The organism is Shewanella sp. (assembly GCF_051658185.1).
Lineage (GTDB): Bacteria > Pseudomonadota > Gammaproteobacteria > Enterobacterales > Shewanellaceae > Shewanella.
The window spans coordinates 1-15,896 of sequence record NZ_JBOFMC010000390.1; the positions used below are offsets into that span (position 1 = coordinate 1).

Genomic DNA, 15,896 nt, shown 5'->3' on the forward strand with positions numbered 1-15,896 from the left:
AATGCCAGGCGACAACATCAAAATGGTAGTGACTCTGATCTGCCCAATCGCGATGGACGAAGGTTTACGCTTCGCAATCCGTGAAGGTGGCCGTACAGTAGGCGCGGGTGTTGTAGCTAAAATCATCGCTTAATCGCGAATTAGTTATACTGCTAAAAAGGGAAGCTTAGGCTTCCTTTTTTATTTAGGTCGATGACTTGCCATGAATTATGCTTGAGTTGGCTGTCTAGCCTTGCTTACAGCGTCGAATAAGAATACAATCTATGGCCGATTTTTGACCCTGAGTTTATGCTATTGGCGTTTCTAAGGGTGTTCGGAAATGCAGAGTATCAACAAGCGTATTGTAACTGGGTCTTATATCCCTAATTATTGTGCTCAAGCTCAGGCCGTATTGAGTAACGGAATCACCGATGACAACAAATACTGAAAACCAGAACAATTCTCTGGATCTCGTGAAGTGGGGTGTTGCGATCATTTTGCTCGCCGCTGCTGTTATTGGCAATCAAATGTATAGCGAAGCCAGTGCCGTGATTCGTGCGCTTGGCGTTATCGTTGCATTCGCTATTGCTGGTTTTATTGCCCTGCAGACAGAAAAAGGTAAAAAAGCGTTAGCTTTTGCGCGTGAGTCGCAAATTGAAGTGCGTAAGGTTGTATGGCCAACGCGTCAAGAAGCGCTTAACACCACTTTTATTGTCCTTGCTGCAACAGGTATCTTAGCTCTGGTTCTTTGGGGTATGGATGCGGTGTTGATGCGAATTGTCAATTTTATCACTGGCGTATAGGCACCTCGAATGACTGAAGCTAAAGAAGCTAAAAAAAGATGGTATGTCGTGCAGGCATTCTCTGGCTATGAAGGCCGAGTTTGTAAGTCACTGATTGAATACATTAAGATGCATGGCATGGAACAATACTTCGGTGAAGTATTGGTACCGACTGAAGAAGTTATCGAAATGCGTGCAGGTCAGCGTCGCAAGAGCGAGCGTAAATTTTTCCCTGGCTACGTATTAGTCCAAATGGAAATGAACGATGACAGCTGGCATTTAGTGAAAAGCATCCCGCGTGTTTTAGGCTTTATTGGCGGCACCTCAGATCGTCCCGCGCCTATTTCAGATCGTGAAGCTGACGCCATTTTGCGTCGTCTTCAAGAAACCACCGCGTCACCAACTCACCGTGTTATTTTCGAGCCGGGCGAAGTGGTACGTGTATGCGATGGTCCATTTGCTGACTTTAACGGCACCGTTGAAGAAGTGGACTATGACAAGAGCCGCGTAAAAGTGTCAGTAATGATCTTTGGTCGTTCTACACCGGTTGAGCTCGATTTTAATCAGGTTGAAAAAGGCTGATTAAATAAACTACAAAATCCGTTTGGCAACGGGTGCGGATTTCTATATAATCCGCACCCGTTGTTTTCGGGGGAGCATGTCGGCATGTCGCTGATGCGCGTTTGAACCCAAACTGAGGAAATGTCAGATGGCAAAGAAGATTGATGCTTATATTAAGCTACAAGTAAAATCAGGTTCTGCGAACCCTTCACCACCAGTTGGTCCAGCTCTGGGTCAAAAAGGTGTGAACATCATGGAATTCTGTAAAGCGTTTAACGCCCGTACAGAAAAAATGGAAAAAGGCATGCCTATTCCAGTCGTGATCACTGTTTACAGTGACCGTTCATTCACTTTTGAAACTAAGACTCCGCCAGCTTCTTTCTTATTGAAGACTGCTGCAGGCCTGAAATCAGGTTCTCCACGTCCTAACACTCAGAAAGTGGGTACTATCGCTCGCGCTAAGATTCAGGAAATTGCTGAAACTAAAGCTGCCGATATGACTGGTGCTGACATTGAAGCGATGACTCGCTCAATCGAAGGTACTGCGCGTTCAATGGGTTTGGTTGTAGAGGATTAATATAATGGCAAAGCTAACTAAACGCATGCGCGTAATTCGCGAGAAAGTTGACGGTACTAAAAGCTACGATATCAACGAAGCTGTTGCTCTGTTAAAAGAATTAGCAACTGCAAAATTCGTTGAAAGTGTTGACGTAGCAGTTAACCTGGGTATCGACCCACGTAAATCTGACCAAAACGTTCGTGGTGCAACAGTGTTGCCACACGGTACTGGTCGTGACGTTCGCGTTGCAGTATTTACACAAGGTGCAAATGCTGAAGCGGCTAAAGCTGCTGGCGCTGAGCTAGTTGGTATGGATGATCTGGCTGAGAAAATCAAAGCCGGTGAAATGAACTTTGACGTAGTTATCGCATCTCCAGATGCAATGCGCGTTGTGGGTATGTTAGGTCAAATCTTAGGCCCACGTGGTTTAATGCCTAACCCTAAAACAGGTACAGTAACGCCAAACGTTGCTGAAGCTGTTAAGAACGCTAAAGCGGGTCAAGTTCGTTACCGTAACGACAAGAACGGTATTATCCACACGACCATCGGTAAAGTGGATTTCACCCCTGCTCAATTGAAAGAAAACCTGGAAGCGTTAGTCACTGCACTGAAAAAGGCTAAGCCTGCGGTTGCAAAAGGCGTATACGTGAAGAAAGTTAGCATCTCTACCACTATGGGTGCAGGTGTAGCTATCGATCAGGCGACTCTCGATACTGCTAACTAATTTTACAAGGTGAGCGCATTAGTCTATAATGCGCGCACTTTGTGGGTTGAAGCCTAGTTTTGCAGCATTTAAGCTGCTCAATCTTAGGCTTCCGTCCAAGACCGCAGGTGTTAACTTTAACAGTTTACTTAATTTCCTGCGTAGACGGTGTCAGGCCCCAGCTAAATTTTTTTACTGGATAATCTGCACCGTAAGTCACTAAATACATAAGTATTTAGTATGGTAAATACTAGGGGTTACCCTAGGTAGAATCCAGGAGTAAAGCCAATGGCATTAAGACTCGAAGACAAAAAAGCGATTGTTGCTGAAGTCAACGAAGCTGCCAAAGGTGCGCTATCTGCAGTAGCCGCCGATTCTCGCGGTGTAACTGTAGGTGCCATGACCGGTCTGCGTAAAAAAGCGCGTGAAGCAGGTGTGTATGTACGTGTAGTACGTAACACATTGGCTCGTCGTGCTGTTGAAGGTACTGCGTTTGAGTGCCTAGCAGAAACGTTCACTGGCCCAACTTTGATTGCTTTCTCTAACGAGCACCCAGGTGCTGCAGCTCGTCTGTTAAAAGACTTCGCTAAAGAGCAAGCTAATTTCGAAGTTAAAGGTGCAGCCTTTGAAGGGAATTTCATCCCTGCAGCTGACATTGATCGTTTGGCGAAACTGCCAACATACGACGAAGCACTGGCACAGCTGATGATGACTATGAAAGAAGCATCTGCTGGCAAGTTCGTTCGTACACTGGCTGCCCTGCGCGATCAAAAACAAGAAGCCGCTTAATTTCAAGCTGGCTGCTTTTTAAAATTGAATTCAGAACAATAGGAAACATTTGTTATGTCTATCACTAAAGACCAAATCTTAGAAGCCTTTGCAGCTATGTCTGTAATGGAAGTTGTTGAACTGATCGAAGCAATGGAAGAGAAGTTCGGCGTTTCTGCCGCTGCTGCTGTTGTTTCTGGTGGTGGCGAAGCTGCTGCTGCTGCAGAAGAGCAAACAGAATTCAACGTAATTCTGACTGCTCACGGCGACAACAAAGTTGCAGTAATTAAAGCCATCCGTGGCGCAACTGGTTTAGGCCTGAAAGAAGCTAAAGCAATGTCTGAAGCTGCTCCAGTAGCAGTTAAAGAAGGCGTTTCTAAAGAAGAAGCTGAAGCTCTGAAGAAAGAACTGACTGAAGCTGGTGCTTCTGTTGAAATCAAGTAAGCTATTTTAGCTTACTCACCCAAGCCACTTGGGTGGAGGCTGGCGGTTTTTTAACCGTCGGCCTTTTTTGCGCTATATGCGCCGGCGATTTTTTTTCACCGTTTGTCGCCAGATTTTGCAGTCCCTAGCAGAGATTACTGGTTAGGTTCTTGCCATCAACGGTGATGGGCAAACGTGCTGAATTGAATAACTTAAGTTATTGATTCAGTCTTGGTCACATCTCGTAAGCAGAGGAAACCCATGGTTTACTCCTATTCTGAAAAGAAGCGTATTCGCAAAGACTTTGGTAAGCGTCCACAGGTGTTGGATATTCCTTACCTTTTGTCTATTCAGTTAGACTCTTTTAAGAAGTTCACCGATCAAGATCCTACCGGTGAGCGCGGTCTTGAAGCCGCCTTCCGTAGCGTTTTTCCCATCAAGAGCTTTTCTGGTAATTCAGAACTGCAATACGTCAGCTATAAGCTTGGCGAGCCTGTTTTTGATGTGAAAGAGTGTCAGATCCGCGGTGTCACTTATTCAGCTCCCCTACGCGTTAAATTGCGCATGGTGTTGTATGACCGTGAAGCCGCAGCGGGCACTGTAAAAGATATTAAAGAACAAGAAGTCTACATGGGTGACATCCCATTGATGACGGATAACGGTACCTTTGTGATCAACGGTACTGAGCGGGTAATTGTGTCGCAATTACACCGTAGTCCTGGCGTGTTCTTTGATCATGACCGTGGTAAAACCCACTCATCGGGTAAGGTGCTGTATAACGCACGTATTATCCCTTATCGTGGTTCATGGTTAGACTTTGAATTCGATCCAAAAGATGCACTGTTTGTGCGTATTGACCGTCGTCGTAAATTGCCGGCAACGATCATTTTGCGTGCATTAGAGTACTCTACTCAAGAAATTCTCGATCTGTTCTTTGAACGTGTTGAGTTCAAGATCAAGAAAGATACCTTAGTCATGACTCTGGTTCCTGAGCGTCTGCGTGGTGAAACCGCCAGCTACGATATCAAGGATGCCGAGGGGACTGTTCTGGTTGAAGCGGGTCGTCGCATTACTGCGCGCCATATCCGTCAGCTAGAAAAAACCAATACGACTGAACTCGAAGTGCCAGTTGAATATATCGTGGGCAAATATGCTGCTCAAGATTATATCGATCCGGACACGGGTGAAGTGTTAGTGTCGGCCAACAGTGAAATTAGCTTAGAAGATCTGGCTAAATTATCACTAGCAGGCATCAAAGAGCTCAGCACGCTGTATATCAACGAGCTTGATCATGGCGCCTATATCTCTGATACATTACGCATTGATTCGACGACTAACCGCTTAGAAGCGTTAGTTGAAATCTACCGCATGATGCGTCCTGGTGAGCCACCAACCAAAGATGCGGCTGAAGCCCTATTCCAGAACTTGTTCTTCAGTGAAGAGCGTTATGACCTGTCAAAAGTAGGTCGTATGAAGTTCAACCGTCGCTTAAGTCTTCCTGATGATGAAGGTAGCGGTGTATTGTCTAAAGAAGACATCGTTGCGGTAATGAAGAATATCATTCATATCCGTAACGGCTTCGATGAAGTCGATGATATCGATCACTTAGGCAACCGTCGTATTCGTAGCGTCGGCGAAATGGCTGAGAACCAATTCCGTGTTGGTTTAGTTCGTGTTGAGCGCGCGGTGCGTGAACGTCTGTCTTTAGGCGATCTAAACGAGCTGATGCCACAAGACTTAATCAACGCTAAGCCTATTTCAGCTGCAGTGAAAGAATTCTTCGGTTCTTCACAGCTGTCACAATTCATGGACCAAAACAACCCGCTGTCAGAAGTAACGCATAAGCGTCGTATTTCTGCACTTGGCCCAGGTGGTTTGACCCGTGAACGTGCAGGCTTCGAAGTCCGCGACGTACATCCAACTCACTATGGTCGTTTATGTCCAATTGAGACCCCTGAAGGTCCAAACATTGGTCTAATCAACTCATTAGCCAGTTTTGCCCGTACCAACTCATACGGCTTCTTAGAAACCCCATACCGCAAAGTGGTTGATGGTGTGATCACTGACGAAGTGGAATACTTGTCAGCGATTGAAGAAGGTCGTTATGTGATCGCTCAGGCAAACATTGAAGTTGATGCCCAAGGTCGCATGGTTGAAGAACAGATTGCTTGTCGTCACAAAGGTGAATCAACCTTTATGCGCGCGTCTGACATTCAATACATGGACGTATCGCCACAACAGATCATCTCTGTTGCTGCGTCACTGATCCCGTTCTTAGAACACGACGACGCGAACCGTGCATTGATGGGTGCGAACATGCAACGTCAAGCGGTACCAACACTGAAGTCAGAGAAGCCTCTGGTCGGTACGGGTATTGAGCGCACGCTCGCAGTGGACTCAGGCGTAGTGGTAGCCGCTAAACGTGGCGGTGTGATCGATTACGTTGATGCGAGCCGTATCGTTGTTAAAGTGAATGAAGATGAGCTGCGCCCAGGCGAAGCGGGTATCGACATTTACAACCTGACTAAGTACACCCGTTCTAACCAAAACACCTGTATCAACCAACGTCCATGTTGTAGCGTTGGCGAGCCAGTGGTTCGTGGTGACGTGTTAGCCGACGGTCCGTCGACTGACTTAGGTGACTTGGCCCTTGGCCAGAACATGCGTATCGCGTTCATGCCTTGGAACGGTTACAACTTCGAAGACTCGATCTTAATTTCTGAGCGCGTAGCGCAAGAAGACCGTTTCACCACTATCCATATTCAAGAGCTGTCTTGTATCGCTCGTGATACCAAACTGGGTAGCGAAGAAATCACAGCTGACATCCCTAACGTAGGTGAATCTGCACTGTCGAAACTCGACGAGTCAGGTATCGTTTACATCGGTGCAGAAGTGAAGGGCGGCGACATTCTGGTGGGTAAAGTGACGCCAAAAGGCGAAACCCAGCTAACGCCAGAAGAGAAATTACTGCGCGCCATCTTCGGTGAAAAAGCCTCTGATGTAAAAGACAGCTCATTGCGCGTCCCTAACTCTGTTAAGGGCACCATCATCGACGTTCAGGTATTTACCCGTGACGGCGTTGAAAAAGACAAGCGTGCAGTTGAAATTGAAGAAATGCACATTGCCCAAGCCCGTAAGGACTTAGGCGAAGAGTTCAAGATCCTTGAAGAAGGCGTATTGAGCCGTGCGCGCAACCTATTGTTAGGTGCAGGCTTCACTGAAGCCCAAATTTTAGCGATGCCTCGTAAAGATGTATTGGTTCAAGTCATTGACGATGAAGCAAAACAGACTGAACTTGAGCAATTAGCTGAGCAGCATGAAGAGCTGAAAGCCGACTTCGACAAGAAGTTTGAAATCAAACGCCGCAAGATCACCCAAGGTGATGATTTGGCACCAGGCGTACTGAAGATCGTTAAGGTTTACTTAGCGGTTAAACGTACTATCCAACCCGGTGACAAGATGGCGGGTCGTCATGGTAACAAAGGTGTTATCTCGAAGATTTGTCCAATCGAAGATATGCCTTATGACGAACAAGGCAACCCAGTGGATATCGTGTTGAACCCACTAGGTGTTCCGTCACGGATGAACATCGGTCAGGTTCTTGAAGTGCATATGGGCGCCGCCGCCAAAGGTATCGGTAACAAGATCACCGCGATGCTTGAAGAGCAGCGTGAGCTGGCTGAAGTGCGTGGCTACATCAAGCAAGTGTATGAATTAGGTGACGAAGTGCAGCAGCGCGTTGACATCGATTCCTTCACTGATGATGAGTTACTGCGCCTTGCGACTAACCTCAAAGGCGGTATCCCGATTGCCACTCCGGCATTCGACGGTGCTAAAGAGAAAGAGATCAAGCAGATGCTTGAGCTTGCAGGCTTGCCAACCTCTGGTCAGCTGAAATTATTTGATGGTCGTACCGGTAACGAATTTGAGCGTCCAGTAACCGTGGGTTACATGTACATGCTCAAACTGAACCACTTAGTTGACGACAAGATGCACGCCCGTTCTACCGGTTCGTACAGCTTAGTCACGCAACAACCTCTGGGCGGTAAAGCGCAGTTCGGTGGTCAGCGTTTCGGGGAGATGGAAGTGTGGGCACTGGAAGCATACGGTGCCGCTTATACGCTTCAAGAAATGCTCACCGTGAAATCGGATGACGTTAACGGTCGTACTCAGATGTATAAGAACATCGTCGACGGTAACCATCAGATGCAGCCTGGCATGCCAGAGTCCTTCAACGTATTGCTGAAGGAGATCCGTTCACTCGGTATTAACATCGAGTTGGATCAGGAATAAGCGTCGGCATTCGCCGCGTTTGGCAACAGAATGGTGCACTGCGCAAGTGGTGCACCCGGTTTAACTCCTTCAGGAGAGAAACGTGAAAGACTTATTAAAGTTTCTGAAACAGCAAAGCAAGACTGAAGAATTTAACGGCATCAAAATTGGTCTGGCATCGCCTGATCTGATCCGTTCTTGGTCTTTTGGTGAAGTAAAGAAGCCAGAAACCATCAACTACCGTACCTTCAAGCCTGAGCGTGAAGGTCTGTTCTGTGCGCGTATCTTTGGCCCAGTTAAAGATTACGAATGTTTGTGCGGTAAGTACAAACGTTTGAAGCACCGTGGTGTGATTTGTGAAAAGTGTGGTGTTGAAGTTACCCAAACTAAAGTACGCCGCGAGCGTATGGGTCACATCGAACTGGCTAGCCCAGTAGCGCACATTTGGTTCTTAAAATCACTGCCGTCCCGTATCGGTTTAATGCTGGATATGACGCTGCGTGATATCGAGCGCGTACTGTATTTTGAATCATTTGTCGTGATTGAGCCTGGCATGACCAGCCTTGAGCGTGGCCAAATGCTGACAGAAGAAACCTATCTGGATGCATTAGAAGAATACGGTGATGAATTCGAAGCGAAAATGGGTGCCGAAGCAGTGCTTGAGCTGTTACGTGCAATCGATTTAGCGAAAGAAATCGAACAAATGCGTGAAGAATTACCTTCAATCAATTCTGAGACTCGTCGCAAGAAAGTGACCAAGCGTCTTAAGTTGATGGAAGCATTCTACACGTCAGGCAACAAGCCTGAGTGGATGATCTTAAAAGTACTGCCCGTGTTACCACCCGACTTGCGTCCGTTGGTACCGCTCGATGGCGGCCGCTTTGCGACTTCAGATCTTAACGATCTGTATCGCCGCGTGATCAACCGTAACAACCGTTTGAAGCGTCTGTTAGATTTAGCTGCGCCGGACATTATCGTACGCAACGAAAAGCGTATGTTACAAGAGTCTGTTGATGCGCTATTGGATAACGGTCGTCGTGGTCGTGCTATTACCGGTTCTAACAAACGTCCTCTGAAATCTTTGGCTGACATGATCAAAGGTAAACAAGGTCGTTTCCGTCAGAACTTGCTCGGTAAGCGTGTTGACTACTCAGGTCGTTCGGTTATTACCGTAGGTCCTACTTTACGTCTGCACCAATGTGGTCTTCCGAAGAAGATGGCACTGGAACTGTTCAAACCATTCATCTATGGCAAGCTAGAAGGTCGTGGTTTAGCGACCACCATCAAAGCCGCTAAGAAGATGGTAGAGCGTGAAGTGGCGGAAGTATGGGACGTTCTGGATGAAGTGATCCGCGAACATCCAGTCATGCTTAACCGTGCACCAACACTGCACAGACTCGGTATCCAAGCGTTCGAACCTGTACTGATTGAAGGTAAAGCTATCCAGTTACACCCACTCGTTTGTGCGGCATACAACGCCGACTTCGACGGTGACCAAATGGCGGTACACGTACCGTTAACACTGGAAGCGCAGCTGGAAGCCCGTGCCCTGATGATGTCTACCAACAACATCCTGTCACCCGCCAACGGCGAGCCGGTCATCACCCCGTCTCAAGACGTGGTATTGGGTCTGTACTACACCAGCCGTGAGCGTATTAACGGCCGTGGTGAAGGTATGGCGTTTATGTCAGTTGCTGAAGTTGAAAAAGCTTACGCAACTGGCGCGGCGGAATTGCATGCGCGCGTAAAAGTTCGCATCACCGAAACCAGCATTGGTGCCAACGGTGAACGTACCGAGTCACGTCGTATCGTCGATACCACTGTGGGCCGTGCGCTGCTGTCACAAATTTTGCCAGCAGGTTTGTCATTTGATCTGGTTAACCAGAACATGGGCAAAAAGCAAATTTCTAAGCTTCTAAACACCTGTTACCGTCAATTAGGTCTGAAAGATACCGTTATCTTCGCTGACCAACTGATGTACACCGGTTTCCGTTTTGCAACCATCTCTGGTGCCTCTGTGGGTATCGATGACATGGTTATCCCAGACGAGAAATACACCTTAGTGGCTGACGCTGAAGCAGAAGTGCTTGAAATTCAAGAGCAGTTCCAATCAGGTCTGGTTACCGCCGGTGAGCGTTACAACAAAGTCATCGACATCTGGGCAAGTGCGAACGAAAAAGTTTCTAAAGCGATGATGGAAAACCTGTCAACTGAGACAGTGATTAACCGTGATGGCGTTGAAGAAAAACAAGCTTCGTTCAACAGCATTTACATGATGGCCGACTCAGGCGCTCGTGGTAGTGCCGCTCAGATCCGTCAGTTGGCGGGTATGCGTGGTCTGATGGCCAAGCCAGACGGCTCGATCATCGAAACCCCAATCGTAGCGAACTTCCGTGAAGGTCTGAACGTTCTACAGTACTTCATCTCAACCCACGGTGCGCGTAAAGGTCTTGCCGATACCGCATTGAAGACAGCGAACTCGGGTTACCTGACTCGTCGTCTGGTTGACGTTGCTCAAGACTTAGTCGTCATTGAAGACGACTGTGGTACTTATGAAGGTCTAACCATGAAACCGCTGATTGAAGGTGGTGATGTGGTTGAGCCGCTGCGTGAGCGCGTACTGGGTCGTGTGGTTGCTGTTGATGTGATGTACCCAGGTACAGACAATGTACTGGCACCGCGTAACACGCTGCTCGATGAAGCTTGGTGTGACAAGTTAGAAGAGCATTCAATCGATGAAGTGATTGTACGTTCAGTGATCACCTGTGATACCGACTTTGGTGTGTGTGCGGCATGTTATGGTCGTGACTTGGCTCGTGGCCATATCATCAACCACGGTGAAGCGATTGGTGTTGTGGCAGCACAATCCATCGGTGAACCAGGTACACAGTTAACGATGCGTACGTTCCACATCGGTGGTGCGGCATCGCGGGCGTCGGCAGAAAACAATGTCCAAGTGAAAAACTCAGGTTCATTGAAACTGCACAACGCTAAGCATGTTACCAACAGCGACGGCAAACTGGTTATCGTGTCGCGTTCTTCTGAGCTAGCCATCATTGATGAGTTAGGCCGTGAGAAAGAGCGTTATAAAGTGCCATACGGTACGGTGCTTGAGAAGCTAGAAGATGCAGCGGTCGAAGCGGGCGATATTATCGCTAACTGGGATCCCCATACTCACCCAATCATTTCTGAAGTGGCGGGTAGCATCAAGTTCGTCGACATGATTGACGGTGTCACCATGACCCGCCAAACTGACGAGCTGACAGGTTTATCATCTATCGTGATCCTCGACGTGGGTCAGCGTGGTACTGCGGGTAAAGAAATGCGCCCAATGATCCGCTTACTCGGTGCCGATGGCAGCGATCTGATGATCCCAGGTACTGAAGTGCCTGCACAGTACTTCTTACCAGGCAGTGCGATCGTTAACCTTGACGACAACGCGCAAATTGCAGTGGGTGACGCGTTAGCACGTATTCCGCAAGAATCGTCTAAAACACGCGACATCACCGGTGGTCTGCCACGCGTTGCTGACTTGTTTGAAGCGCGTAAGCCAAAAGAGCCTGCTATTCTGGCAGAAATCTCAGGTACCATCTCCTTTGGTAAAGAGACTAAAGGCAAGCGTCGTCTGGTGATCACTCCTGCCGATGGCGGCGATCAATACGAAGAGATGATCCCGAAATGGCGTAACTTAAACGTGTTCGAAGGTGAAAAAGTCGAACGTGGTGAAGTTATTGCTGACGGTCCAGAAGCGGCGCATGACATTTTGCGCTTACGTGGGATCCACAACGTTGCGAACTACATCGTGAACGAAGTGCAAGACGTTTACCGCCTGCAAGGTGTGAAGATCAACGATAAGCATATCGAAGTGATCATCCGCCAAATGCTGCGTAAGTGCTTGATCACCTCTGCGGGTGACACTGAGTTCTTAGAAGGTGAGCAAGTTGAGGTGTCACGCGTGAAGATCGCTAACCGCGAACTGATCGCTCAAGGCAAAGTACCGGCAACCTTCGAACGTGAGCTGCTCGGTATTACCAAAGCGTCTCTGGCAACCGAATCCTTCATCTCTGCCGCATCGTTCCAAGAAACGACGCGCGTACTGACGGAAGCGGCTGTAGGTGGTAAGAGCGATCAACTGCGTGGTCTAAAAGAAAACGTTATCGTTGGCCGCTTGATCCCAGCAGGTACCGGTTACGCTTATCACAAGACCCGTAACGATGCCCGTGCGAAGAAAGATGAGCCTGTAGTAGTGAATAAGATCACCGCTAGCGAAGCTGAGCAGAACTTAGCTGACCTCTTAAACCTGGCTGGTAGCCAAGATTAAGTAATCAGGTTGTAACAAAAAGGCGCCGTTGGCGCCTTTTTTCTAGTAAAATGCCGCAAAAGTTGGCTATTTCTTGACAGTCCGGCATTACCTTTCTAAAATTCCGCGTCCCACCATTGTGGGATATAGATTTTTCACACCTTATCGTTGAGTTTGATTCAACTGACTCGGAGCTATACATGGCAACTGTAAACCAGTTGGTACGTAAGCCACGCGCGCCAAAAGTCGACAAGACTAATGTGCCTGCGTTGAATGCGTGCCCACAAAAGCGTGGTGTTTGTACACGTGTGTACACTACTACCCCTAAAAAACCTAACTCTGCACTACGTAAAGTAGCTCGTGTGCGTCTGACTAACGGTTTCGAAGTAACTTCGTACATCGGCGGTGAAGGCCACAACCTGCAGGAACACAGCGTGATTTTGATCCGTGGTGGTCGTGTTAAAGACTTACCAGGTGTTCGCTACCACACTGTTCGTGGCGCATTAGACTGTGCAGGCGTGACTTCACGTCGCCAAAGCCGTTCTAAATACGGTGCTAAGCGTCCTAAGTCTTAACGTATCCGTTAAGTAAGGCCAAGCTAGTTTATTTTGAGAATTCCAGTTTTGGAAATCCCTGAAGCATACGGAGAATTGTTATGCCAAGACGTCGCGTTGTAGGACAACGTAAAATCCTACCAGATCCAAAGTTTCACAGTGAGTTGCTGGCTAAGTTCATCAACGTCATTATGCAGGACGGCAAAAAGTCGACTGCTGAAAAAATTATTTACAAGGCTCTAGATGTTATCGCTGAAAAGAAAGGCGAAAACCATTTAGTTATCCTTGAAGCAGCCCTGGACAACGTTCGCCCATCAGTCGAAGTTAAATCTCGTCGTGTGGGTGGTTCTACTTACCAGGTACCATGTGAAGTTCGTCCAGTGCGTCGTAACGCACTAGCGATGCGCTGGTTAGTTGAAGCTGCTCGTAAGCGTGGTGAAAAATCTATGGCTTTACGTCTAGCAGGTGAAATGCTAGATGCGTCTGAAAACAAAGGTACTGCTGTTAAGAAGCGTGAAGACGTGCACCGCATGGCTGAAGCGAACAAGGCCTTTGCTCATTACCGTTGGTAATCTGATGGTGTGGGCCTAAGGGCCCACACCATTGTTGTTGATATTGCCAAGACAGTCGTCTTGGTCGAGAGGGTATAATCGTGGCTCGTATAACCCCAATTGAGCGTTATCGTAATATCGGTATCTGTGCTCATGTGGATGCAGGTAAAACCACCACAACAGAACGTGTTCTGTTCTATACCGGTTTGTCTCATAAAATCGGTGAGGTGCATGACGGCGCCGCGACCACTGACTGGATGGTTCAAGAGCAAGAGCGTGGTATTACTATTACCTCTGCCGCTGTGACCACTTTCTGGCGTGGTATGGATGCCCAATTCACTGAACACCGCATCAATATCATCGATACCCCTGGTCACGTTGACTTCACTATTGAAGTTGAGCGTTCTTTGCGTGTTCTTGACGGAGCCGTGGTGGTTTTCTGTGGTTCATCAGGTGTTGAACCCCAATCTGAAACCGTATGGCGCCAAGCTGATAAATATCGCGTACCTCGCTTAGTATTTGTCAACAAAATGGATCGCGCGGGAGCGGATTTCGAACGCGTAGTGAAACAAATCAGAACTCGCCTTGGAGCGACTTGTGTGCCAATTCAATTGAATATCGGTGCAGAAGAAAACTTTACTGGCGTGATCGACCTAATCAAAATGAAAGCCATTAACTGGAATGAAGCAGACCAGGGCATGACTTTCACTTATGAAGAGATCCCTGCACATTTAGCGGCTAAAGCGGCTGAAATGCATGAGTATCTGGTAGAAGCAGCGGCAGAAGCCTCAGATGAACTGATGGATAAGTACCTTGAAGAAGGCACGCTATCAGAAGATGAGATTAAAAAAGCCCTGCGTCAACGTACTATAAATAATGAAATCGTTTTAGCGACCTGTGGTTCTGCATTCAAGAACAAGGGCGTTCAAGCGGTACTTGATGCGGTAGTAGAATTCTTGCCAGCGCCAGTTGATGTGCCTCCAATTAAAGGCATTGATGACCACGAGCAAGAAGTTGAGCGCCCATCAGATGACAATGCGCCATTTGCCGCATTGGCATTTAAGATTGCTACAGATCCATTCGTAGGAACCTTAACCTTTATTCGCGTTTACTCAGGCGTACTCGAGTCTGGTTCTGGCGTTTATAACTCCGTGAAACAGAAACGTGAGCGTATCGGTCGTATTGTGCAAATGCACGCAAACGATCGGACTGAGCTGAAAGAAGTTCGCGCAGGTGATATCGCCGCCGCGATCGGTTTAAAGGAAGTGACTACGGGTGATACACTTTGTGATGCTGATCATAAAGTGATCTTGGAACGCATGGAGTTCCCAGAGCCAGTAATTACCATTGCCGTTGAGCCTAAGTCTAAAGCTGACCAAGATAAAATGGGTATCGCACTGCAAAAGCTTGCAGCAGAAGATCCATCATTCCGGGTTGAAACTGACGAAGAATCATCACAAACTCTGATTTCAGGAATGGGTGAGTTACACTTAGACATTATCGTCGACCGTATGCGTCGGGAATTTAGTGTAGAGTGTAACGTTGGTAAGCCACAAGTGGCGTATCGTGAAACGATTCGTGGAACAGTAGAAGCAGAAGGTAAATTTGTGCGTCAATCAGGTGGCCGTGGACAATTCGGTCATGTCTGGTTAAAACTAGAACCGAATGAAGAAGGTGCTGGTTACGAATTTATCAATGCGATTGTTGGAGGTGTGGTTCCTCGCGAATTCATTCCTGCGGTTGACAAAGGTATCCAAGAACAGATGAAGAATGGCGTGCTCGCTGGCTTCCCTGTGCTGGACGTGAAGGTCACTCTGTTCGATGGTTCATATCATGATGTGGACTCGAATGAAATGGCGTTCAAAATTGCGGGTTCTATGGGCTTCAAAAAGGGTGCGCTTGAAGCGAAACCTGTGTTGCTCGAACCTTGCATGAAAGTAGAAGTAACTACCCCTGAAAACTACATGGGTGACGTGGTTGGCGATTTAAACCGACGTCGTGGTTTGATCGAAGGTATGGATGATGGCTTTGGTGGCATCAAGATAGTCCATGCTGTAGTGCCTCTTTCTGAAATGTTTGGTTATGCAACTGATTTGCGCTCTGCAACTCAGGGGCGTGCTTCGTACTCCATGGAGTTCTTGAAGTACTCTGATGCACCGCAAAACATTGCGAAAGCGATTATTGAATCTCGTAGCTAATTTCCAGTTACGACATAAATGTTATATGGTCCTGCTTTGACTGGACTATTCTGAAAAGAAAGGAATATATCGTGGCAAAAGCTAAATTTGAACGTATTAAGCCTCACGTAAACGTGGGCACCATTGGTCACGTTGACCATGGTAAAACCACTCTGACTGCAGCTATCTCTCACGTACTGGCTAAGACCTACGGTGGCGAAGCTAAAGACTTCTCTCAAATCGATAACGCTCCAGAAGAGCGTGAGC

12 protein-coding genes and 1 pseudogene are annotated in these 15,896 nt (G+C 47.6%); all 13 read left to right on the forward strand.

Annotation, left to right across the window (positions count from 1 at the left end; genetic code table 11):
• Positions 1–133, forward strand: a pseudogene (gene tuf / locus ACRCZA_RS14515) (elongation factor Tu); the annotation flags it as partial.
• Positions 134–410: 277 nt separating this feature from the next.
• Positions 411–782 (forward strand): preprotein translocase subunit SecE, encoded by a 372-nt coding sequence (gene secE / locus ACRCZA_RS14520; protein ID WP_438675114.1) that lies wholly within the window; start codon positions 411–413, stop codon positions 780–782.
• 9 nt (positions 783–791) lie between these two features.
• Positions 792–1,343 carry a transcription termination/antitermination protein NusG gene (nusG, locus tag ACRCZA_RS14525; protein WP_011715455.1) on the forward strand — a complete coding sequence of 184 codons (552 nt, stop codon included), beginning with the start codon at positions 792–794 and terminating at the stop codon, positions 1,341–1,343.
• A gap of 127 nt (positions 1,344–1,470) precedes the next feature.
• The gene (gene rplK, locus ACRCZA_RS14530) at positions 1,471–1,899 is read left to right on the forward strand and encodes a 50S ribosomal protein L11 (RefSeq protein ID WP_011787565.1); all 429 of its coding nucleotides are present in this window, start codon (positions 1,471–1,473) and stop codon (positions 1,897–1,899) included.
• A 4-nt stretch (positions 1,900–1,903) separates the two neighbouring features.
• Entirely contained in the window at positions 1,904–2,605 is a 702-nt protein-coding gene (rplA, locus tag ACRCZA_RS14535; protein ID WP_438675115.1) for a 50S ribosomal protein L1, read from the forward strand.
• Between the two features lie 267 nt (positions 2,606–2,872).
• The gene (rplJ, locus tag ACRCZA_RS14540; RefSeq protein ID WP_438675116.1) at positions 2,873–3,373 is read left to right on the forward strand and encodes a 50S ribosomal protein L10; all 501 of its coding nucleotides are present in this window, start codon (positions 2,873–2,875) and stop codon (positions 3,371–3,373) included.
• Between the two features lie 54 nt (positions 3,374–3,427).
• A complete protein-coding gene (gene rplL / locus ACRCZA_RS14545) occupies positions 3,428–3,796 on the forward strand; it encodes a 50S ribosomal protein L7/L12 (RefSeq protein ID WP_438675117.1) in 369 nt (122 codons plus the stop codon).
• Between the two features lie 240 nt (positions 3,797–4,036).
• On the forward strand, positions 4,037–8,068 hold the full coding sequence (rpoB, locus tag ACRCZA_RS14550) for a DNA-directed RNA polymerase subunit beta (RefSeq protein WP_438675118.1): 4,032 nt from the start codon (positions 4,037–4,039) through the stop codon (positions 8,066–8,068).
• Between the two features lie 82 nt (positions 8,069–8,150).
• Positions 8,151–12,368 (forward strand): DNA-directed RNA polymerase subunit beta', encoded by a 4,218-nt coding sequence (gene rpoC, locus ACRCZA_RS14555; RefSeq protein ID WP_438675119.1) that lies wholly within the window; start codon positions 8,151–8,153, stop codon positions 12,366–12,368.
• 179 nt (positions 12,369–12,547) lie between these two features.
• Positions 12,548–12,922, forward strand: a complete 375-nt coding sequence (gene rpsL, locus ACRCZA_RS14560) for a 30S ribosomal protein S12 (RefSeq protein WP_011070612.1) — start codon at positions 12,548–12,550, stop codon at positions 12,920–12,922.
• A gap of 80 nt (positions 12,923–13,002) precedes the next feature.
• Complete coding sequence (gene rpsG / locus ACRCZA_RS14565; RefSeq protein WP_438675120.1) at positions 13,003–13,473, forward strand: 30S ribosomal protein S7; 471 nt, start codon at positions 13,003–13,005, stop codon at positions 13,471–13,473.
• An 80-nt stretch (positions 13,474–13,553) separates the two neighbouring features.
• Positions 13,554–15,650, forward strand: a complete 2,097-nt coding sequence (fusA, locus tag ACRCZA_RS14570; protein ID WP_438675121.1) for an elongation factor G — start codon at positions 13,554–13,556, stop codon at positions 15,648–15,650.
• A 71-nt stretch (positions 15,651–15,721) separates the two neighbouring features.
• A partial coding sequence (locus ACRCZA_RS14575; RefSeq protein ID WP_438675122.1) for a GTP-binding protein occupies positions 15,722–15,896 on the forward strand: 175 nt, incomplete at its 3' end.

Excerpts from the sequence above, each read along its gene's own strand:
- secE (WP_438675114.1), top strand. The coding sequence starts at position 411 with ATGACAACAAATACTGAAAACCAGAACAATTCTCTGGATCTCGTGAAG.
- nusG (WP_011715455.1), top strand. The coding sequence starts at position 792 with ATGACTGAAGCTAAAGAAGCTAAAAAAAGATGGTATGTCGTGCAGGCA.
- rplK (WP_011787565.1), top strand. The coding sequence starts at position 1,471 with ATGGCAAAGAAGATTGATGCTTATATTAAGCTACAAGTAAAATCAGGT.
- rplA (WP_438675115.1), top strand. The coding sequence starts at position 1,904 with ATGGCAAAGCTAACTAAACGCATGCGCGTAATTCGCGAGAAAGTTGAC.
- rplJ (WP_438675116.1), top strand. The coding sequence starts at position 2,873 with ATGGCATTAAGACTCGAAGACAAAAAAGCGATTGTTGCTGAAGTCAAC.
- rplL (WP_438675117.1), top strand. The coding sequence starts at position 3,428 with ATGTCTATCACTAAAGACCAAATCTTAGAAGCCTTTGCAGCTATGTCT.
- rpoB (WP_438675118.1), top strand. The coding sequence starts at position 4,037 with ATGGTTTACTCCTATTCTGAAAAGAAGCGTATTCGCAAAGACTTTGGT.
- rpsL (WP_011070612.1), top strand. The coding sequence starts at position 12,548 with ATGGCAACTGTAAACCAGTTGGTACGTAAGCCACGCGCGCCAAAAGTC.
- rpsG (WP_438675120.1), top strand. The coding sequence starts at position 13,003 with ATGCCAAGACGTCGCGTTGTAGGACAACGTAAAATCCTACCAGATCCA.